Source organism: Halostagnicola kamekurae (assembly GCF_900116205.1).
Taxonomy (GTDB): Archaea; Halobacteriota; Halobacteria; order Halobacteriales; family Natrialbaceae; genus Halostagnicola; species Halostagnicola kamekurae.
In genome coordinates this window covers 50,010-69,526 of record NZ_FOZS01000003.1, presented here as the reverse complement: position 1 = coordinate 69,526, position 19,517 = coordinate 50,010, and the positions used below count along the sequence as shown (strand labels likewise).

Genomic DNA, 19,517 nt, shown 5'->3' with positions numbered 1-19,517 from the left:
ACTCGCGGTCGGGAAACGGATCGTCGTTGTGTGTGTGGTCATCGGATCACGAGCCTATGGCCGTGCTCACCCATTTCTTCCCTAAAAACAGCAGCTGTCTCCGAGTAAATCGGCCATCGATAGACCTCCGAAATTCCTATGGGTTCCGTATCCGACGTTTCGATGGGATGCCCTCCCTCTCTCGCCGCGAATACCTTGCGGCCTCGGCTGCGACGGCTCTCGTGACAACTTCAGGCTGCCAGATCAACTCGTGTACGCCGACAGATCCTGGCGTGGCACAGTGGTCACAGACACGTGCCTCGCCGCAAAATACGAACGCCGTTCCCGATCAGCCGACGCTCACAGCTGGCGGTGACTACTGGACGAGTACCCTTGCCGACGATATCGACATCACTGGACTCGTTGCCACAACCGATATGGCTGTCGTCGTCGGCCGCACGTCCGGCGAGCACACTGGCATCCTGACCACCGTCCAACTCGACGACGGGTCCTCCGATACGACCCACGAACTCACTCGCCGTCCAACTGGGCCGCCAGCCCTCGCAGGTTCGGTCGCTGTTACGCCCGTACTCGGGGAGTATACCGAGCCCTCGAGCGGCGCGCTCGTCGCACTCGACACCGCTAGCTGGACAACCACCTGGACACATGATACAGCTGGCCGGCCCAACCCACCGACTATCGCCGACGACCTCCTCGTCGCCACGGGCGATCAGGGAGATGTAACCGCTCTCGAGGCATCCACCGGCGACACGCAGTGGACGCGGACGTTTGGTGACGATCACCAGCGTGCAAGCATCCCTGCACCGCCAGCCGTCGACGACGACGCCGTGTACATCACGGCAGATGGCTCTGCCGCGCAGGGAATCTATGCGCTGGACCGCGAGACCGGTGAGACACAGTGGGAAATTACGGGGCCAAACATCCCGGAACCGCTCGTCCGCACGGAGGACGTCGTCCTCGCGAGCTACGACCGCTACGAACTCGCGGCGTTCGATGCTGCCAGTGGAGACCGACAGTGGTCGAGAGCGATGTCCGATGGTGGTCTGTTCTCACCGGCAATCGGGCATAGCCGTGTCTTCAGCGCGGATGAGGAAACTGTGTCTGCACTTGCCGTGGAGGATGGTGATGTCCACTGGGAGCGGACTCTCGAGGTCGACGGCTCGCCATTAGTCGTCGGGGAGTCGGTCGTCGTTCCGACGACCGACCGGATTATGGGGTTGAGTATCGAGGACGGTAGCGAGCTGTGGGCTCTGTCTGAGACATCTGCGACGAGGTCTGTTCCTGTCAGTCGTGGTCTGCTTTACACGTCAGGGAATACGGTGACTCTACGAACGAACTGTGATTGACGTCCTCCATCTGAAGGCGGAGGTCCCGACCACGTTTGGGATATTAGGGTTTGTAGTCTCCCACCGCTGTCCGAGGTTGGAATCCTCGAGAGAGGTCGAATCTCGAGCATCAATCCCCGCAAAGCCGTTGGTCGGGAGCAGTCAAACAGAGAGATTGAACAGCACTCGCCAGATAGCCATATCGAGTCTATCGAACGCTTTGCACAGTGTTGATGGAGCAGACAGTTCAGTGAGATTGGTAGCGTTCCGAATACAGGGAATTGCGATGAGTTCGTCGAGGAGTGTTCGATACGTTGTGTCCGTTCGAACTTTGAGACAGAGGAGAACGCTATCTACTACTTGCCCAAGGGGTTGGGCCAACGACTGTTACCCCTCAGTCTATCGAATCACTCCGCGTTATTGCGAGATGACTTTCGCTAACGGTTAACAGCAATCGTTCTCGTTCGATTTACTTCTCAAGTCGTAACTGCCTATGTTACAGCAGCAATCGCTATCTTGACACCTTCCCCTCTCTACCAGCAATTGGGGCGCTTATTGTCGGCGTCGCATTACTCACAGGCCTCCATGCAATCCTTCAAGATATTGGTGGGTGGAGCAACGGAGTTCCTCCCTGAAATGAACCGATTCTCTGTAGCAGTCTATTAGTTCCCACCCATGGGAATATAAACTATGTACGATACCCTTCTTGTCCCAACTGATGGCAGCGAGGCTGCGATGGATGCGGCCAAGCACGCCTATAGTCTCGGTGAGCGCTACGATGCAACTGTCCACGTTTTAGCCGTCGTTGAGCATAGTGAAAGTGCGTCTATCGTTGGCCAAGGTGATGAGAAACTTGAAACACTCCAAGAAGATGGCACAGAGGCAACTCAAAAAATCATTAAAGAGGGCCTCTCGCGGGATATTGAAACAGTCGGTGCTGTGAAGGTCGGTGACCCAGATAAGGTAATTCTCGATTATGCCGACGAGCACAATGTCGATATGATTATAATGAGCACACACGGTCGCTCAGGTGTTGGTCGATTCCTCATGGGCAGTATCACAGAACAGGTGATTCGAGGCGGAGAAATCCCCGTTCTTGCTATTCAACGATGATATCCTTAGAACAATCTAGTAGATAGTGTCATATAAAACATCACAATGGTTCGGAGAGTATAGAAGAAAACGCAAATCACGCCTTGTCCCTATTCCTATCTCCACATAATGGAACATCCCCGTTTGACAGAGCAGCGATTCCAGCATATGCTAGTGGTTGCCGCTATCTTGGGAATCGGTGTTGGTCTCGTGGCAACCGCATTTCGTGTCACTTGGCTATTTATCAAGCATCATCTTTGGATGACATTGACTGCGACGTATTGGCGTGTCCCAGTTAGTATTGGCGCAGGAATACTCATCGGTATAATACTCTACTCAACGTTCTATCCAGGCGCTCTCTCTGCACTTGTCCAGCAATTTCACAGTGAAGGGCGTGTTGAACTCGAAGAGAACATACCCATACTCCCTGTTGGCCTAATCGGCTTGGTTTCAGGGCAAAATGCTGGACCAGAAGGTGTAATGTCAGTTGTCGGTGGCTCGTTTGGAACGTACGTTTCAGAGCTATTCGGATTCGAGAACTCAACAAAGCTACTCACTTTAGCGGGCATGGGTGCAGGGTTTGGGGCCATCTTAGGAGCGCCAATTGGCGGCGCACTTCTATGGTTGGAACTTCCCCATAAGCGTGGGCTAGAATATTATGAAGCAATCATCCCAACATTTGTTGCATCTTTTGCAGGTTATCTAACTGAAGCAACGATTGGAGGAATGGAGTTATTTCCAGCATGGAATACAAGTTCACTCGTTCCCCCTACACTTGGAAAATTAAGCTGGGCGATCGGTATTGGAGTTGTCTGCATCCCGTTTGGACTTGTGTATTCACGTTTATTCTCTAAAATCGGAACGACATTTCGAAATCTATCTGTGGCAATATATATTCGCACAACGATTGCAGGTACTATTATTGGGATCCTTGGATGGCTTGTCCCACTCTCGTATTTCTACGGGGGAACAAAGATGAATACTCTACTGGAGGGCAGCTTTTCAGTGCCAACACTCCTGCTAACCCTTGGTGCAGTTATGGTTGCTGCGGCAGTGACGATTCACGGAAACTGGATTGGAGGACTAATCATTCCACATATGTTTATGGGCGCACTTGTTGGTCAAGTTGCAGCATTAATTGTTCCCGGTCTACCACCGATGTTGGCGATGCTCGCAGGGATGGCCGCATTCAATTCCGTGGTGACTGGAACACCGCTATCATCAGCCCTGATAGCGATCGCCTTAACTGACGGTGCAAGCATCACACCCATATTTCTTGCATCCCTCATTGCATTTGTAGCGAGTCCCTCGATCGGGTTCCTTACGGAAGCAGCACCACGTTCTGAACCTCCAGATTTCCACATATCTGAGGACAATTAAAGCATCTACCCCATCATATTTTACTATAATAGTATGAATTCTATCTAGTTTCTTGCCTTTGCACCTTTCTATACTGAATCTGCTGATGTGTAGCAGCGATGCGGCTAGAAAACTATATTTGCGTTGCTTATACCGAGATATAAACGTCTCGCACGACAGCCGTACCGCTATCAACTAGCCGGCGCTCCCAAAAAGCTGCACTGGAGGGACCAAGGAGCGACCAGCCACCGGATACAGACGAGTACGAGGTCTCGTCACTCCCACGCTGTCCGTGATGTGACACACCGGTTACTCGAGTCACAAGTCGCGGGCCAACGGAGCATATCTGCTCGCCGTGTGGCTATCAGGTCGGCTCACCTGATCTCTGAGTAAGCGCTCGAGCAGGTGCGGACCTCGCTGACATCGAGGTTTCTGAGTACGCACAGGTATTACGGACAATGACGACCGAGTTCGGTCTCTCAATCCATTGTTTCGACAACTTCTGGTCTGAACTTGTGTACCGGTATCGCCACAACGAACAATGACCGTCATGGCCATCAAAGACTGCCTATCGTGGGAAGTGTTGGTCCGGTTGTCAGTGGTGGATCACTGGAAAGGGGAGAGATAGACAGGAAACGGCATTTATTTCTCGATGATTTGAACCATTGGTCAATGTTTAGGCGATCTCCTCGGATTAGGACAAGTATTTGTTGGTGAAGGTGTGCAACCATGCCCAGCAGACAACGAACTAAAAGAAGTGTACCTGCTTGCTTTTGTCGCCAACAGTCTCGATAAGGAACTGTCGTTGATCCTTGAGAAGGGTACAGGGGTTGTCGTCTGAACCGCCTATAAATCAATCTCACATCAGGATAGTCAACTGTCTTAGAGCACGTCCTGAGTGATACCACCATCGACTTTAATCGCTTCTCCAGTAATATTGCGATTCTGGGCGAGAAAGACTACCAAACGTCCCATATCCTCTGGCTTTTGATCTCGGTGAAGTGGTATGGACCGTTGAATGGTGTCCTCGTAAGCTTCCTCACTGGCGGGCGTGAGCACGTCACGCCACATTGGCGTGTCGACGATACCGGGACACAGCGCATTGACTGTCACATCGTCCTCTGCTAACTCGAGAGCAAGCGTCTTCGTGAGCCCAATCACAGCGTGTTTTGACGCTGAGTAGTGTCCAATCCCTTCCGATCCAATTTCACCCGCAATTGAGGCGGTGTTGATAATCGCGCCGCCGTCTTTGAGATGAGGGATCGCTGCACGCGCACAGAGGAAGATTCCCTTCGCATTGACGTCCATGACGGAGTCCCATGCATCCTCGTCCATCTCCTCTACGGGTGAGTAGGTGATAATTCCGGCATTGCTCGCGAGGATATCGAGAGTTCCAAGCTCATCAACTGTTGTTTCGACCATCTCCTCGACTTGCTCTGCGTTGGTAACGTCACACTCAACAAGCAGTGTTTCCGCGCCTAACGATTCGAGATCGTCTGCGAGCTCACGTGCGTGTTGTCGATTATCGGGTTTGGAATCACTGTTGGCCGCTTGCTCTGAAATACCAATGTCCGCGATAGTGATATTACAGCCAGCTTTTGCTAGTTCACGCGTAATACCTCCGCCAATATCACCCACTGCGCCGGTAACAATAGCAGTCGAATCATCGAGGTTGTGCGCTTCCATACAACAGGCTGCTATAACAACAGGGACTAATGCTTGGGCTGCAAGTGCATGGGCGGGCTCCAGAAGTGATATTTACAGCGTCTACATCAGCTCTTTTGAATCAGCAGGCGCTACCTAGTTGAGCCAGTTTGAGGACCGAGCAAGTCGCTGAGTTCCGAAGATGCTTGCAAATTCACCTAGCGAGCGCTATGACGCGGATTTAGAAAGATTTGTGAGAAAGAGGGACGGTGAACTCCCATTAGGGCGTTTCGAGAAATCCGCGGAGTCGATCACCATAGGCGTCGGGTCGGTCGGCAATGACCCAGTGACTCGCCTCGTCTAACTCGACGAGTTCGGCGTCAGGGATGTCGTCTTCGAGTCGTAACCTCGCTCGTATCGGTCTCAGTCGTATGACTGGTGTTGGTACCGATGGCGTTGCACGAAAGCGAAATGATTGCCGCCTGGGAGTCCCAGGGCGCGAGCATCCCTTCGACAAATTCCTCACTTGGATCGTCGTAATGGGTGTCACGAAAAATCCCCTCGAGCGTTCCTCGAGCATCGTCAACGCTCATCTCGTTGATGGTTGGGGGGAGACCGAAATCGACGATCGGAGTTCGCTGCGTGGGAACGCAACAGGAACGAATCCACGATTGACTGGTAGTTCACGACTGACGAAGCTCGCATCAAACTCCGCCAGCTATATCCAACGAATCATGATTGAAGCGGCAATAAGATATTTAGAATGAAGAATAGAAAAGCAATACGGATGAAACTCTACCTCGAGCAGCTTGACAACCACCTTGGAAACATCAAGCGAGCAGCGGAAGCAGAAACGGACCCACACCGGAGTAAGATCCTCTGGAACTACGTGCACCACGGCGCATTCGAGACTGGCAAGGACTGGGAACGCATCTTCGATCCCGAAATGATTATCGACAACCCTCAGTACCAGATCCGCGATGGCAACGAGGTGCTGAGGCTCGACGGCACGGAAGACGTTAAGGGCTTCTATAAAGGTCTCATAGACGAGAATCTCCTCTTCATCGACGAAGGCAACCACGAATTATTCGTCAACGACAACGGACTCGCCGAGTTCGCAACTGAGATCGAAATCAAGACCGGCCAGCGAATCCTTGACGAGGAAGATCTGGATGCATGGTATTACCAAGATGTCGAAATCGACAACCCTGATGCTACGTACGTGTTAAAGAACCGGCACGCCATCTTCTGGCCGTACACGGAGGATGAGCGACTAATCGGCGAAAATATCTTCCAAATTGCTCCCACGGAGATCGTAAAGCCCGATCCCGAAGAAGTGCCGACCATCGCCGAAGTCAAAGACCTAGTAGAGAAGTATTATCCGGAGAACATAGACGGTGACACGCCGTACGCCGCCGACTAAACAGAACACGGAAAGTAGCGGCACCAATGAATTATTAGCAACTAAGACCGACGCTCGAGGAACCAGCCACTATCTTGGCGGACTCAGAGAGGGCGAGATCGTCTCGACCGTCCCTCGACCCCGCAAGCACCGAGCGACGAAGACATCACTGTCAGTTTCGACGTGAAGGCAGAAAAAGGACCCTATCAATAGTGAATTTGACAACTGCGGACCTCACAATCCAGTGTCTATTTTACGAACGCGAACCTGAAGTGTACAGTCTAGTATCCTTCGGTGATACACGACACATATCTTGTTCCGTCGGATCGAGTGGTCTCGCCTCTGTTCGAAGTATCTGATTGTAGCTCCTGCTCAAGTAGGGAAAAGTAGTCCAATCAGTTCGATCCTTACGAGGTACGCGATGGACGGAGGAGGGCCGACGCCCGCCGGCAAGCGCATCGCCGCCACGTTCTAAGAGCGCAGCCACGACGGACGACGATTGGGTCGATAACCGTCCACTGGATCATGTGTTCGACGGGTCTGACGCAGTCTCATGCCTGCATAATCGGGCGGAAACGGATGCTCCCTTCTTATCATATCGAAAGTGCAACCCCGTTAATACGCTCTGCGTGGCAGACAAAAACATGGTCCGGAACGATTCTCGAGTACGAAACAGCTACGACTGGTCGACACGGCAGCGCCGCGGTTGGTGGATTCTGGGGCTCGCGTTACTGGCCGTGGTCGGACTGGTGGTCAATCGCTATCTCCCGTGGCTCGTCTTCGGGCTGTTCGTCTACTACGTGGCGCGGCCGATTACCCGACGACTCGAGCGACGAATCGACTCGCCGACGCTCGTCGCTGCCCTGACGTTGCTCGTGATCATCGTGCCGATCATCGGCGTGGTCGGCGTCCTCCTGCTCGTCGCCCTTGGGCAACTCGTGACGGCGATTGCGGATCTGCCGATTGACAGAATCGTCTCGCAGCTCCCGGTTCAGGTTTCGGATCTCCCGAACACGCCGACGGAGGTGTACGATACGACGGTGGTACTGATACAGCAACCGTCGGTTCAGAACCTGCTCGGCACGGTCGGCGGCATACTCGGCGGCATCGGTGCGGTCCTATTCAACGCGTTCGTATCGCTGTTGATCGCGTTCTTCCTGTTGATTAGCGATCGCGACATCGCGGCGTGGTTCGAGTCGAACGTGTTCGGCGAGGGAAGCGCCGCAGCGGCGTACCTCTCTAAGATCGATCGCGGCCTCAGCTCGGTTTACTTCGGGTACACGATGACCATCTTCGTGGTCATACTCCTCACGACGCTGCTTTACACGGGATTCAATCTCCTCGCGCCAGCCGATATGGCGATTCCCTCGGCGGTGCTTTTCGCCGTCGTTACCGGTCTCTTCACGCTCGTGCCGCTCGTCGGGCGTTCGGTCGTGTACTTCACGATAGCTGCTATCCTCGCCGTGCAAGCGATCGCCGTCGACCCCCGACTCCTCTGGTTCCCGCTGGCGTTTCTCGTAGTTATGATCGTCGCGTTCGACACCCTCGTCCGGACGTACATCCGACCGTACCTCTCCGGGCGGTTGCTCGACACCGGGCTGGTCATGTTCGCGTACCTGTTCGGCCCGCCGCTTTTCGGCTGGTCGGGCGTTTTTCTCGGTCCGTTCCTGATGCTGTTCATCGTGACGTTCATCCGAACGATCCTTCCCGCTCTAGTGGGCCCGGAGCGCGACCGCGTCGACGGCGACCGAAACCACACTCTCGACGAATTCTCGGAGAACGTCGGCGAACGGGGCGAAAATCGCGCGACAGAAACCGACGGCTCTGATTTCGGAACAGACGACGGAACAACGGCCTAGACAGCTATGTTACTCAGTAACGAACGCGGCGTATGACTCGCGAACCGTCCTTCGATGTCCACACGGCCGCCGCGATCGACTCGAGTGACATCCTTCTGGTCGGACTCGCCGACATCGGGGCGGCGAACCTCACCGTGGTCGACTATCTCGTCAGCCACCTCGAGACGACACAGATCGGCTTTATCGAAACTTCGAACGTCCCGAGCGTCACCCCGATCGAGGGCGGCGTCCCCCGTCGCCCGATTCGGCTGTACCGCGTCGACGACGTGCCGATGACGATACTCGTGAGCGAGGTTTTCATCCCCGTCACCGTCGCCGATCGGTTCGTGGGTGCCCTCCTGGAGTGGGCCGGAGGTCACGACATCGACGAAATCTGCGTCGTTCACGGGACGCCGTTTCCCCACGCCGAAGCGGAACATCACGTCTTCTACGCCGCGACTCCATCGTTCAGACGGTCACACTGGGACGATGGGGAGAGTGATCAGATCGATCCGCTCCCTGGGGGCGTCCTCGATGGGGTCGCCGGCGAGTTACTCAGAGACGGACTCGAGGCGAGACAGCCGTCAGTCGGCGTCTTCGTCACGCCCGTCCACCTTCCCGGACCCGACCTCGAGGCCGCCCTTCGACTTCTCGAGGGCGTCGAAACCTGCTATCCGATCGAGGTCGACGAACGGGAACTGCGCCGGCAATCGGATGAAATGAAGCGATATTACGAAGAGCTCACGTCTCGACTCACTGCGCTGAAAGAACGACAGCAATCGGTCGATAGCCGCGACTTTCCGGAGGATCGGATGTACATGTAGTCCGCTCACGGGTTGTCAACTGGAAAGGTCGCGGCGTTCGAAGTACTCGGCGCTGACGATCACGAGGACGATGACGGCGCTCAGGAGGACGCAGAGATCGGACCACGATCGGTCGCCGGATACGAGAATTCCGCCCGGATCGAAGTACCGGGAGAACGCGACGGCACCGAGCCACTCGTAGTCGGTATCGAACGTGAACGTATCGAGCAAAAAGAGCGCGAACACCGCACCGGCGCCGACCGTCTGCGCTCGCCGGATCGAGTCGAACGCGACCGAGGCGAGCAGGCCGACGCCCGCACACGCGAGCAGATAGACCGTCGAGTACGCGTGTATGACGAACAGATCCGTGACGTCGATCGATTCGCCGACGAACACCACGCCGGCGTAGACGGCGAGGAACGTGATCGCGTTGACGACCGCGACGCTCGGAACGAGCGAGAGGAACTTGCTGAGGACGACTCGAGACCGCGTCACCGGCAGCGACAGCGTGAGCCCGATCGTTCCGCGTTCGACTTCCCCGGCGACCGTCGTGGCCGCGGCGTACGCGTAGTATATCGCGAGCAGTATCACCCATCCGAACTGGTAGAGCTGTGAGACCAGATACCCCTCGATCGTCGTGAGCGTCGTCACGTTCCCGACGAACGCGCGCGTCGCTTCGGGCGGGAGCGACTCGAGATAGGCGTCGAGGTCGGCGCCGGTCTCCTGGATCGACGGAAAGAGCGCCACGGTGAGCACGATCAGCGCGACCATCGCGCCCGCCAGTAGCAGGGACCCGCGGACCCGTCGACCGGCTTCGAACGAAGTGAGCTCGAGCATCGGGTGTGGACCGTTCCGTCCCCCGACAACGGCAGGGCTCATATACGTGGGCGAAATCGTAGAGGTAACGCGGAGTTGTCGCGGTAACGATCCGGTAACCGGGCTTTCAAACCGGGGAACGAGCGGGTCGATTTATCGGTCGCTCAGTCGTTTCGGCAGGGACATGCGGGGGTCTGCGACGAGACGGAGCGGGCGGTCTCGAGCGCTCCGAACGACGGGCGTGTTTTTGCTTACCTGCGGACTCCTCCTCGGCGCCGTCGCTGTGATGGGTCCGGTCGGAGCGCAGACGGGGACGCCGACACAGATCGAATCACAAAATCAGACGTCGGCGGACGGACAAGGAGGGGCTCCGACAGAAGATGGCCTCGTATCGCCCCCTGTGGGGGTTCAAAACGAGACCGTGCTCCCGCCGTCAGCCGAGAATGACACGCCCTCGTCCGGGTCGCCACAGGCCGCCCCCGAGGCGAATACGCAGATTGTGCAGGGTCCCGAAGGAGCCGTCACCGTGGCCGTCGCGGAGAACGAATCGATCCGCGCCGGGACGAGTGGCTCGATCGAACTCGAGGTAACGAACGACGGCGACCGATCGGCGACCGATATCGTGGTGTCGCTCCAAGCGTCCGACGGAGCCATCGCGTTCGGACCGCTCGCCACGCCCCGACCGACTCGATCGATCGCGGTCGAGGATCTCTCGCCGGACGAGGCGGCGACCGTCGGCGTCGATGTCGTCGCGACGAGGGTCGATCCCGGAACGTACCCGCTGTTCGCCACCGCGCAGTATCGCGTCGATGCCGACTCGAGAGAAATCGATAGACAGAACGTCAGTGCGCCCGCCGAATCGGACCAAATCGTCGAGACGAGTGGGCCGACGATGCTTGAGGTCGAGATCACCGACGCCCCGTCGTTCGACGTGACTCCCGTCGGCGACGGCGTCCCGATCGATGGAGAGCGGAGTTACGCGGTCCGAATCGAGAACGTCGACGACGAACGGGTGACGGGCGTTACGGCCACCATCGAGGCCGGCCCGCCCCTATCGAGCGAGTCGCCGACGGCGTACGTCGGAGCGCTCGAGGGCGGCGAGTCGGAAACGGTTCGATTCGGTCTCGAGTCGTCCTCGGACGCCGTTGAGACGACGACCAGCGTCGCGCTCTCGCTCTCCTACGACGCCGGATCCGGCGAGCGAGCGAGCGCGGATCCCGTCCAGGTACCGGTTGCGATCGTCGAGGAGGACGACGACGCGGACGTCGATTCCGTCGGGCCGTTCATCGCCGTCGGGCTCGTTCTCGTGCTCGCGGCGATCTGGTGGGTCCGTCGGCGCTGAAATCCGATCGATGGTGACGTGGTCAGCGGGCGCGACCAGCAGAGGGCGGGTTGGTCAACCGCCGTCGCTCGTCGGCGTGTCGGCCGCGTCGCCGTCGCGGTCGTCCGTTTCCCCGTAGAAGTGCATGAAGACGTCCTCGATGGACGCCTCGCGGACCGACAGATCGAGGACCGTGTACTCGCCCAGCCGATCGATCAGGGCGTCGAACTCCCGCGCGAGGACGAACCGGTACTCGCCGTTCAGCCGATCGACCGTCGCGACGCCGGGGAACTCGAGCGCGTCGGCCGGTGGCTCCTCGGCGAGTCGGACGGTGACGACGGTCCCCCCCTCGGAGAGCAGGTTGTCGACGGTGTCGAGTTCGATCAGCCGACCGTTTCTGATAATCCCGACGCGGTCGCAGACGCGACGAACCTCGCTCAGGATGTGCGAGGAGAAGAAACTCGTCCGGCCGGCGTCCCGTCGAGCGTCGAGCAGTTCGTAGAACTCGTTCTGGACGAGCGGGTCCAGTCCTGAGGTCGGTTCGTCCATGATCGCCAGGTCGGGTTCGTGCATGAACGCCGCGACGATGGCGAGTTTCTGCTCGTTGCCGCTCGAGTAGGTCGCCACGGGCCGATCGAGCGGAACGGGGAACCGCTCGAGGAGTTCCTCGCGGCGCTTTTCCCCACGTAGCCGACCGAAGTGATCGAGCACCTCCCGCCCCGTCACGCGACTGTAAAACGTCACGTCGCTCGGGAGATAGCCGAGACGTGCTTTGACGGTGCGCAGTTCGTTTCGTTCCGATATGCTGGCTCCGAACAGGGACGCCGTCCCGTCGGTCGGCTTCAACAGACCGAGAAGGAGCCGAATCGCCGTCGACTTGCCCGCGCCGTTCGGACCGAGAAAGCCGAATATCTCGCCCCGGTCGACGCCGAACGTGAGGTCCTCAACGCCGCGAACGTCGCCGTAATACTTCGTCAACGAGTCGAGTTCGATCGGCCGTGACGCGGCGCGGTTCACGTGCGAGACGACGCTCCCGGTGACCTTATACGTTCCAGCCGGGACGGAACCGTGTGCGCTCGCTCGAGAAGTTGGTTCGAAGTAGCCTCGAGACGGTTAGGTGTCGTCGGAACTCGACGGGTCTTCGTCGGCGTCGTCGCCCCGAATGAGGGCGACAGAAGTGGGCGACCGCTTGGCGACGTACTGAGCGACGCTTCCGAGGAAGAATCGCGTGAGACCCCGTTGCCCATGACTGCCGAGGATGAGGTGGTCGATATCGTGGTCCTCAGCATAGGAAACGATCGCTTCCGCGGTCCCGCCGATTTCCGTTTCCGCGACTATCTCTCGGTCGTACTCGCGTGCGATCTCGTCCGCTGCAGTAATCACGTCAGATGCGATATCCTTGGATCGCTCGAACGCGTCCTCCGCGAAGAAAATGTCGTTGATCCCCTCCCACCGGCCCGCTCCCACGGGTCGTTCACGTACAACACACGAATCGTCGCATCGTCGTAGGTCTAGAGTGCGTGACCCAGCGCGTCGACCGATTGCGGTGATTCGTCGAACGCGACCAGGGTCGTGGTCGTCACACGATTCCGGTCGACGGGCAACAACAAATAGCTCGGTCGTGGCGGCGAGTGTCACGGGTCCAATCGTCACCCGATCGCCGCCTCGCCGATCGCCTAGCGAACGACCGTTACCGGGACCGACGCTCGTCGTGTGACGGACTCAGCAACGCTGCCGAGCAATACCCGTGCCACGCCGGATCGACCGTGACTTCCCATGACGACGTGGTCGACATCGTTCTCGTCGATATATTGTACGATCGTTCGAGCAGGCGGACCCGTTTCGACCGTCGTCTCTAAAACTGTCGTCTCGAGAATATCTGCATCTTCGGCTCGAGTACGTGCTCGTTCGAGAAATCCTTCGCCGCGTTCGACGGCCCGGTCGTAGGCCTGCGCATCGTAGTAACCGCCGCCCTCGTAATCTCCGTAGACGCCGGCCATCGGGTTGACGACGTGGAGCGCCGTGATCGTCCCCTCGTCGTACGTCGCAACTGCGTGGTCGAACGCGGCCCACGATTGTGGCGACCCGTCGAGTGGGACGAGTACGTGTATTCCCATACCGGGAGAACAATTCGAGAATACAAGAAACTCGCTGGGGTATTTGGGCTCGATTCGACCCCGGTCCCGTGAGTTCAATTTGGCCGGCACTACTGACTCAAGCCGTGCGACGTACTGGCTCGAGGAAGTGTGTTCCTCGGAAGTCGTCCCCATGCCGTTTAGGACGGGGGAGACACTGCTATCGATCAGTACTCGACTGGGAACGCGATCTCGGTCGTGACTTTGTACTCGACAATCTCGTCATCTTCGACGGTAGCCGTCCAGCGCTCGACGTTGATTCCGGAGATGTCGTCGACCGTCTGGCTCGCTTCGCGGAACGCTTCGTGAGCGGCGTCTTCCCAGGATTCTTCTGACGTTCCCATCACGCGAATGATTTTGACTGCTGTCATGGCAATCGGTGTACGACTAACTCCGGTATAATTCTCTCTCGCTCCGACCGTGACATTTGTCGCAAGCGTGAATTCCGCGCGAGTGTCACCCACTGGGTTCATTACCAGCGACCGAGTACGAAGCGCGTGACAGATGAACGCGCTTCGCGCCCGGAGACAGGTTCCGGCGCGGACGCCGATATAGAACGGGTATCGACCGAAGAAATCGTCGATGTGATCCGGGCCGCTCCCGTTCCCGTCGTGAACACACAATACCTTGCCGACGAGTGTGACATTTCTGTCGACGCGCTCTTCGAACAGCTGTTCGAGCGAGTCGAAGACGGAATCCTCGAGCATCACAGTGTCGAAGACCGGTGGCACCTCTGGTGGCTCACCCTCGAGACGGAACTGGAGGAGAGCACACGAACGGACGGCTAACCGCCACTCGACCGCGAGACAGGCCGATGGGTACAAACACGATACGATCGATCACGCTGTCGGCACCGTTCAATCCGTCGTACAGACGATACGCTCGTCGACGCTACCGATCTTTCCAGACCGCGGGTGGTTTTGTCCCTCGTCGCCGATCGCGACGAGGTCCGCGTCGAGTTCGTCGGCCTCCTCTCATCTCCTGACGGTGTCACACCTGTACTCACGGTCGGGTTTTATGCGCCTGAGCGGCGTTGGGTCTTCGTGCCATGAATTTCGATGAATTCACCGGACAGGTGCAACATCGCCTCGAGCTACCGGGCACGGGTGAAACGGTTCGCGCGATCAGAGCCACGCTCATGACGCTCGGAGAGCGGATTCCGGCGGGGGCGGCCGAAGATCTCGCCGCGTCGCTCCCGATGGAGATTCGCTGGTACATGACCGGTGCCGTCCACGAACACGGCCAGCGATTCGACTGGAAAGAGTTCGTTTCACGGGTGAGTGAAATCGAAGCGGCCGATCGATCGGACGCCGCCTACCACGCTCGGGTAATACTCGATCTCGTCCACACGCAGGTTCCGGAATCTGACTTTCAGCAACTCCGTGATCAACTACCGGAAGGTAGCCAGGACGAAAACTGGGGGAAGTTATTCGAAGTCGTCGACGCCGGTGGCTGGGGTGACGCAGAAGAAGCCCAGACAGGCGGCGGACCACAACCCGAGGACAGATAACGTATTTCACGCCAAAGTATGATCGAAAATACGTTTTCAATGAGTCTTGAGATCTGGAGACGACCGGACGATGCACTGTAGAAATATGCTCACTCCGGAGAAAACCGGAGTTCTTTTGCGGGGTCCTCCGCGACGACCCACCACCGCACGTCCTGTTTGGGATGACGCCGCTCGACGTGTTCGTGAAGTTGTGTACCGGTATCGAAGTCGCTTCCACAGAGGTTACAGCGGTGATAGTGGTGTTTCGGCGACAGAACGGTATCACGATGTCCGTCCGAATGAATCCGCGGTTTCAAATGGTATTCATTGGCGGAGCCGCCCGGGAGCGTTCGCTTGAGTAGGATAGCCAGTCGTTCAAAGTGGATAAATTGCGGGTGATCGACAACGAGTTCCGAAATGATCGCGAACGGGATTGCGATCAACACGACGACGACGAGCACCTCGGGCGTTACCGCAGCATCCGTTGCGATGACGACAGCGAGAAGGTCTTCTGTCACACCGAATACGATGCCGATAACGAAGAACTCGAGCAGACGTTTCAGCCGTTGAACGTACATATCGAGTCGTACGATCCAGAGCCGATAGAAGTTTGCTCTACTGGTTGGTCGGCGGACTGATCCGTCGATGCCTTGCAGACTGTGACAGCAGCGTTAGGTCGTAATCTTCCGTTCATCCGACACGAGGATTCACAGAGAATCCCGTATAATTGGTTGAGTGAATTGCCTCGAGGCTTGATCTCGAGTCGCTGGCCTTGCTCATCTATGGAGGAGGCAGTTCTCTCACTGCGACCGGATTCGTACTGGCGGTACCGGCGGCTCTGTCCCGCGAATGCTCACCCGACGATCACTCATGAACTGTCGTGTGGCCACGACAAAATTTCTTCATAGTCGCCCGGAACGACGGGTCCATCGAGGAGCGGATCACCTGTTTCGTCCATCCACTCGTAGAGTTGCTTCGAGAGGTCCCGTCTGATGTCTTGATAGCGAGGTTCGCGTACGACGTTGTCGTCCTCTTGGGGAGCATCTCGGAGATCGTAGAGTTCTTCGTACTCTCTGGACGGGATTCCGTCCGTTTCGCGAACTTCGCGGCCGGACTCGCTCGCGAAAATATCCGTCGACAGGTAGACTGTCGGGAGATGCCAAAAGTTTCGAATGTATTTGTAGCGTCCGGTCCTAATTGCACGGACCGGATTGTACACGTCGTGCCACGTCATCTCTGCGAAGATCCGCTCCCGCTCGTTGTAGCCCGTTTCAGTATCAGCGATCAGGCCGGCAACGCTTCGACCGCCAATCGACTCGGAACGGTTTACGTCCACGAGATCGAGGATCGTCGGTAATACGTCGATGTTGCTCATCAAGTCCTCGTACCGCACGCCGGCGTCGACAACGCCCGGATAGCGTATCACCAGCGCGGCCTCGAGTCCTGCGTCGTAGCATGTGCCTTTCGCACGCGGAAACGCGATACCGTGTTCTGTGGTGAAGATTACGAGCGTTTCCTCTTCGATACCGGCGGCAGCAAGCGCTTCGAGGATGGTCCCGACTGCGTCGTCGAGGGCGTACACCATGCCGTGCATTTCTCCGAGATCGTGTCTAATTCCGCGTCGGTCCGGGAGATACGGGAGTGGACGGACCGATTCCGGTTCGTCGCCCCGGTAATAGTCGGCATCGAATCCGAACCGACCGTTCTCCTCTTCGACCCGGTGGCACTCGAAGAAGCCGACCGACGCGAAAAATGGGGCGTCATACGCCGATTTTTCCAGAAACGACGTGACGACCGACGCGACGTTACGGGCTCGATTGGCCTGGTGGACCGACGGGGAGACGCCAGGATACAGGTTCCCCTCTGAGTGAACGTGATCGTATTCAAGTCGATCCGTATCCTGGGTGATGTGCTGGAGACCGAACAAGTGCGTCTCGTATCCGGCGTCGCTGAGATACTGCGGGAGGATCCGTTCGTCGTCGTGAAGCTCCCAGTTCTGGTGTGCGAGCCCCATCAGACCGTTTATGTGCGGTATACGGCCGGTCATGAGGCTCCCACGACTCGGCGAGCACTGCGGGGCGGTCGCGAAGTGGCGCTCGAACAACGCTCCGTCCGTCGCTATCGAATCGACGTTCGGCGTCTCGATGTCCACACCGTAACAACCGAGATACCGACCGATATCGTGGCCGTGGATCAGGAGAACGTTCGGTCGTTGGTTGACCATGACCTCGGGGTACACCGGCACTCAGAATAACTATTGGGCACGTGAAAGGCGCGTAACGCGATCTGGATCAGAATCCACACGAGCCAAGGCCGCTGTTCAAGCGTGACCGTGGAAACTACACGTTGCTCGGCTTCGACAGTCGCAATGGAACGTTTGTGGAACCGCATCGATCCTGACCGAAATCTGTGGATTAGGGCTGACGACTGCAAGCCTTTCACCGGCGTAATTGGTATTTGCCATCCACGATAGGTAATATAACAACTATTTACGTGCGAGGGTTTGATCTCACTGGCCGTCGTACAGTGCGAACGGTGGAGATATCCGATGGTTGATTATTACGACAAAATTATCGTCGGTGTCGCTGGAAGCGTCATCGGAGGGATACTCGCCGGCATAGTAATCGGGTTTGGGTTCCAGACGGGCCTCCTGCTCGGATCGTTCGTCGCAACGTTCTTTATGTATGATGCCATGATCCGTAATCCACCGCGCTCGCCGACCGACCCAGTGGTCGTGGCTTCCGCCATCGGGTGGCACGCGTTTTTGCTCGTACTCGTTCTGGCAGTATCCCTCGGATAGGGGCCAGTAACAAACCCAGTCAGCCCCCGTTTCTCGAGGAGTGTGATTGTGGATAAATGACTCTAATGAGTCGATCGGCCACGACCAAACCGTTCGTGGCACGACCGATCCGTTCGACGCTGTTACCGATCCACCGACGTTCGCGAGTACGCAACGACGTTCACTAATCAAGAAGGTATGTCATAGATGAAGTAAATATAACACAAAATAAATAATAATATTGGCTAAATAATTTTTTATTGGGCACGATTGTAGTCCCTCCAGATGGTAGCGGGTATGCTGGTAGCGGGTATCGCTGCATCGATATTCGTGGGATTCAATATTGGCGGATCGTCAACTGGCATCGCGTGGGGGCCCGCTGTCGGTGCTGGGCTGATACGGAAGGCGACTGCGGCGGGAATCATGACGTTTTTTGTCTTTCTCGGTGGCTGGACCGTCGGTCGAAACGTGATAGATACGCTTTCTGAGGGGATAATCACAATCGAGATTTCACTTTCGGCTGGTATCGCCATCCTGTTTTTCATCGGGCTTGGCATCCTGCTCGCCAACGTTTTCGGCGTCCCCGTACCGACATCGATGACGACCGTTGGAGCGATCGCGGGGCTCGGGTTAGCGACGAACTCGCTGAACTATCAGACCGTCGTTTGGATCATCTCGTGGTGGATTTTCGCTCCTATCGCCGGCTTCTGGATCGGGGCGACGATCGGTCGATACGTCTACCCCGCGTTAAGTCGACGAGTTCAGATCGAAAACTCCGATGGGCCACTGATCGTTCTCGACCGTGATGGAGCGGTTCCACGGCCGGTTCTCGGCCCAAACACGACCTGGCGTGAAGTCGCCACCACGGCGGTAGTCATTGTCACCGGCTGTTATATGGCGTTCAGTGCCGGCGCGAGCAATGTCCCGAATGCGGCCGCACCGCTAGTGAGCGGGGGAGCGCTGACGGCGGGCCCTGCAATCGTCATCGCGACGTTCGCGATCGGTCTCGGTGGGTTCACGATCGCCCGCAGGACGATGGAATCGGTCGGAAGCGATCTCAGTGATATCACGCTTCTGGCCGCCCTGATCGTCATGATTACGGCTGCAACGATCACGACTGCGCTCTCGTACATCGGCATCCCGATCAGCCTCGTCATGGCCTCGGTCATGGCGATCGTCGGACTCGGCTGGGGGAGAGCAACCCGACCGATCACCGCTCGAGAAGCACTCGTTGGCGAGACAGAAAGTACCGAAATCGTCCCAGGAGCGCTAACGGTCGAGGACGAACACGAGGAACTGCCGCCGATCGGCGAACCAGAACCCGAAGAAGTACTCGAGGCGGACGAACTGTTCAGGCCACAGGCCGTCATCAGGTACGTTTCGATGTGGATTATCGGGCCGTCGATGTCGACGGTACTGGCGTACGGCTTCTTCCTGCTCGTTCCGGGAATTACGTGACGACCATCGAAACGTACCTTCCCGAATGGAATATCCCCCCACACTTATTCGCTGAC

20 protein-coding genes and 2 pseudogenes are annotated in these 19,517 nt (G+C 57.3%); 11 read left to right on the top strand and 11 right to left on the bottom strand.

Going from position 1 to position 19,517, the window contains the following annotated elements:
* The first annotated feature begins 272 nt into the window (after window positions 1–272).
* On the top strand, window positions 273–1,346 hold the full coding sequence (locus tag BM348_RS14250) for a PQQ-binding-like beta-propeller repeat protein (protein ID WP_217642023.1): 1,074 nt from the start codon (window positions 273–275) through the stop codon (window positions 1,344–1,346).
* Window positions 1,347–1,490: 144 nt separating this feature from the next.
* On the opposite strand, the pseudogene BM348_RS14245 reads toward BM348_RS14250, so the two are convergent.
* Window positions 1,491–1,673 (bottom strand): annotated as a pseudogene (locus BM348_RS14245) (IS5/IS1182 family transposase); the annotation flags it as partial.
* A 342-nt stretch (window positions 1,674–2,015) separates the two neighbouring features.
* Between BM348_RS14245 and BM348_RS14240 the strand changes: the two are divergent.
* Both BM348_RS14240 and BM348_RS14235 read left to right on the top strand, forming a co-directional pair.
* Window positions 2,016–2,438: a universal stress protein gene (locus BM348_RS14240; RefSeq protein WP_092905716.1), complete on the top strand. Its 423-nt coding sequence runs from the start codon at window positions 2,016–2,018 to the stop codon at window positions 2,436–2,438.
* Between the two features lie 240 nt (window positions 2,439–2,678).
* Window positions 2,679–3,797, top strand: coding sequence for a chloride channel protein (locus BM348_RS14235; protein WP_217642022.1), 1,119 nt, complete (start codon window positions 2,679–2,681; stop codon window positions 3,795–3,797).
* A gap of 861 nt (window positions 3,798–4,658) precedes the next feature.
* Here the strand turns inward: BM348_RS14235 and BM348_RS14230 are convergent.
* Both BM348_RS14230 and BM348_RS22295 read right to left on the bottom strand, forming a co-directional pair.
* Window positions 4,659–5,462 (bottom strand): SDR family NAD(P)-dependent oxidoreductase, encoded by an 804-nt coding sequence (locus tag BM348_RS14230; protein WP_092905712.1) that lies wholly within the window; start codon window positions 5,460–5,462, stop codon window positions 4,659–4,661.
* A gap of 338 nt (window positions 5,463–5,800) precedes the next feature.
* A complete protein-coding gene (locus BM348_RS22295) occupies window positions 5,801–6,013 on the bottom strand; it encodes a hypothetical protein (protein ID WP_342714176.1) in 213 nt (70 codons plus the stop codon).
* Between the two features lie 194 nt (window positions 6,014–6,207).
* Between BM348_RS22295 and BM348_RS14220 the strand changes: the two genes are divergently transcribed.
* The 3 genes from BM348_RS14220 (at window position 6,208) to BM348_RS14210 (ending at window position 9,484) form a co-directional block, all read left to right on the top strand.
* Window positions 6,208–6,843, top strand: a complete 636-nt coding sequence (locus tag BM348_RS14220) for a hypothetical protein (protein WP_139231195.1) — start codon at window positions 6,208–6,210, stop codon at window positions 6,841–6,843.
* 623 nt (window positions 6,844–7,466) lie between these two features.
* Complete coding sequence (locus BM348_RS14215; protein WP_092906374.1) at window positions 7,467–8,681, top strand: AI-2E family transporter; 1,215 nt, start codon at window positions 7,467–7,469, stop codon at window positions 8,679–8,681.
* Between the two features lie 32 nt (window positions 8,682–8,713).
* Entirely contained in the window at window positions 8,714–9,484 is a 771-nt protein-coding gene (locus BM348_RS14210) for a proteasome assembly chaperone family protein (protein WP_092905708.1), read from the top strand.
* A 15-nt stretch (window positions 9,485–9,499) separates the two neighbouring features.
* Here the strand turns inward: BM348_RS14210 and BM348_RS14205 are convergent, their stop codons facing one another.
* Window positions 9,500–10,300 (bottom strand): ABC transporter permease subunit, encoded by an 801-nt coding sequence (locus BM348_RS14205; protein WP_092905706.1) that lies wholly within the window; start codon window positions 10,298–10,300, stop codon window positions 9,500–9,502.
* Window positions 10,301–10,463: 163 nt separating this feature from the next.
* Between BM348_RS14205 and BM348_RS14200 the strand changes: the two genes are divergently transcribed.
* Entirely contained in the window at window positions 10,464–11,621 is a 1,158-nt protein-coding gene (locus tag BM348_RS14200; RefSeq protein WP_245779465.1) for a COG1361 S-layer family protein, read from the top strand.
* A gap of 54 nt (window positions 11,622–11,675) precedes the next feature.
* On the opposite strand, the gene BM348_RS14195 is transcribed toward BM348_RS14200, so the two are convergent.
* From BM348_RS14195 to BM348_RS14180, 4 genes are all read right to left on the bottom strand, one after another.
* On the bottom strand, window positions 11,676–12,617 hold the full coding sequence (locus tag BM348_RS14195; RefSeq protein WP_092905704.1) for an ABC transporter ATP-binding protein: 942 nt from the start codon (window positions 12,615–12,617) through the stop codon (window positions 11,676–11,678).
* A 96-nt stretch (window positions 12,618–12,713) separates the two neighbouring features.
* The gene (locus tag BM348_RS14190) at window positions 12,714–13,067 is read right to left on the bottom strand and encodes a universal stress protein (RefSeq protein ID WP_245779464.1); all 354 of its coding nucleotides are present in this window, start codon (window positions 13,065–13,067) and stop codon (window positions 12,714–12,716) included.
* A 209-nt stretch (window positions 13,068–13,276) separates the two neighbouring features.
* On the bottom strand, window positions 13,277–13,717 hold the full coding sequence (locus tag BM348_RS14185) for a universal stress protein (protein ID WP_092905702.1): 441 nt from the start codon (window positions 13,715–13,717) through the stop codon (window positions 13,277–13,279).
* Window positions 13,718–13,902: 185 nt separating this feature from the next.
* Window positions 13,903–14,106, bottom strand: coding sequence for a dodecin family protein (locus BM348_RS14180; protein ID WP_092905700.1), 204 nt, complete (start codon window positions 14,104–14,106; stop codon window positions 13,903–13,905).
* A gap of 126 nt (window positions 14,107–14,232) precedes the next feature.
* Here BM348_RS14180 and BM348_RS14175 point away from each other — a divergent pair, with 126 nt between their 5' ends.
* A complete protein-coding gene (locus BM348_RS14175; protein WP_245779463.1) occupies window positions 14,233–14,523 on the top strand; it encodes a hypothetical protein in 291 nt (96 codons plus the stop codon).
* 69 nt (window positions 14,524–14,592) lie between these two features.
* On the opposite strand, the pseudogene BM348_RS22430 reads toward BM348_RS14175, so the two are convergent.
* Window positions 14,593–14,706, bottom strand: a pseudogene (locus tag BM348_RS22430) (universal stress protein); the annotation flags it as partial.
* A gap of 77 nt (window positions 14,707–14,783) precedes the next feature.
* Between BM348_RS22430 and BM348_RS14165 the strand changes: the two are divergent.
* Window positions 14,784–15,245, top strand: a complete 462-nt coding sequence (locus tag BM348_RS14165) for a DUF2267 domain-containing protein (RefSeq protein ID WP_092905698.1) — start codon at window positions 14,784–14,786, stop codon at window positions 15,243–15,245.
* 89 nt (window positions 15,246–15,334) lie between these two features.
* On the opposite strand, the gene BM348_RS14160 is transcribed toward BM348_RS14165, so the two are convergent.
* Together BM348_RS14160 and BM348_RS14155 are read right to left on the bottom strand one after the other, a co-directional pair.
* Window positions 15,335–15,802, bottom strand: a complete 468-nt coding sequence (locus tag BM348_RS14160) for a hypothetical protein (RefSeq protein ID WP_092905696.1) — start codon at window positions 15,800–15,802, stop codon at window positions 15,335–15,337.
* Window positions 15,803–16,092: 290 nt separating this feature from the next.
* Window positions 16,093–17,448, bottom strand: coding sequence for a sulfatase family protein (locus BM348_RS14155; RefSeq protein WP_092905694.1), 1,356 nt, complete (start codon window positions 17,446–17,448; stop codon window positions 16,093–16,095).
* Between the two features lie 324 nt (window positions 17,449–17,772).
* On the opposite strand from BM348_RS14155, the gene BM348_RS14150 reads away from it, so the two are divergent.
* Entirely contained in the window at window positions 17,773–18,024 is a 252-nt protein-coding gene (locus tag BM348_RS14150) for a hypothetical protein (protein ID WP_092905691.1), read from the top strand.
* A 264-nt stretch (window positions 18,025–18,288) separates the two neighbouring features.
* Window positions 18,289–19,461 carry an inorganic phosphate transporter gene (locus BM348_RS14145; protein ID WP_092905689.1) on the top strand — a complete coding sequence of 391 codons (1,173 nt, stop codon included), beginning with the start codon at window positions 18,289–18,291 and terminating at the stop codon, window positions 19,459–19,461.
* The last annotated feature ends 56 nt before the right edge of the window (window positions 19,462–19,517 follow it).

What these genes read in the sequence shown, in the direction of transcription:
- BM348_RS14235 (WP_217642022.1), top strand. Translation starts at nt 2,679, where the DNA reads ATGACATTGACTGCGACGTATTGGCGTGTCCCAGTTAGTATTGGCGCA.
- BM348_RS14160 (WP_092905696.1), bottom strand. Translation starts at nt 15,802, where the DNA reads ATGTACGTTCAACGGCTGAAACGTCTGCTCGAGTTCTTCGTTATCGGC.
- BM348_RS14230 (WP_092905712.1), bottom strand. Translation starts at nt 5,462, where the DNA reads ATGGAAGCGCACAACCTCGATGATTCGACTGCTATTGTTACCGGCGCA.
- BM348_RS14145 (WP_092905689.1), top strand. Translation starts at nt 18,289, where the DNA reads ATGGTAGCGGGTATGCTGGTAGCGGGTATCGCTGCATCGATATTCGTG.
- BM348_RS14205 (WP_092905706.1), bottom strand. Translation starts at nt 10,300, where the DNA reads ATGCTCGAGCTCACTTCGTTCGAAGCCGGTCGACGGGTCCGCGGGTCC.
- BM348_RS14215 (WP_092906374.1), top strand. Translation starts at nt 7,467, where the DNA reads ATGGTCCGGAACGATTCTCGAGTACGAAACAGCTACGACTGGTCGACA.
- BM348_RS14185 (WP_092905702.1), bottom strand. Translation starts at nt 13,717, where the DNA reads ATGGGAATACACGTACTCGTCCCACTCGACGGGTCGCCACAATCGTGG.
- BM348_RS14150 (WP_092905691.1), top strand. Translation starts at nt 17,773, where the DNA reads ATGGTTGATTATTACGACAAAATTATCGTCGGTGTCGCTGGAAGCGTC.
- BM348_RS14180 (WP_092905700.1), bottom strand. Translation starts at nt 14,106, where the DNA reads ATGACAGCAGTCAAAATCATTCGCGTGATGGGAACGTCAGAAGAATCC.
- BM348_RS14240 (WP_092905716.1), top strand. Translation starts at nt 2,016, where the DNA reads ATGTACGATACCCTTCTTGTCCCAACTGATGGCAGCGAGGCTGCGATG.
- BM348_RS14200 (WP_245779465.1), top strand. Translation starts at nt 10,464, where the DNA reads ATGCGGGGGTCTGCGACGAGACGGAGCGGGCGGTCTCGAGCGCTCCGA.
- BM348_RS14165 (WP_092905698.1), top strand. Translation starts at nt 14,784, where the DNA reads ATGAATTTCGATGAATTCACCGGACAGGTGCAACATCGCCTCGAGCTA.
- BM348_RS22295 (WP_342714176.1), bottom strand. Translation starts at nt 6,013, where the DNA reads ATGAGCGTTGACGATGCTCGAGGAACGCTCGAGGGGATTTTTCGTGAC.
- BM348_RS14155 (WP_092905694.1), bottom strand. Translation starts at nt 17,448, where the DNA reads ATGGTCAACCAACGACCGAACGTTCTCCTGATCCACGGCCACGATATC.
- BM348_RS14220 (WP_139231195.1), top strand. Translation starts at nt 6,208, where the DNA reads ATGAAACTCTACCTCGAGCAGCTTGACAACCACCTTGGAAACATCAAG.
- BM348_RS14210 (WP_092905708.1), top strand. Translation starts at nt 8,714, where the DNA reads ATGACTCGCGAACCGTCCTTCGATGTCCACACGGCCGCCGCGATCGAC.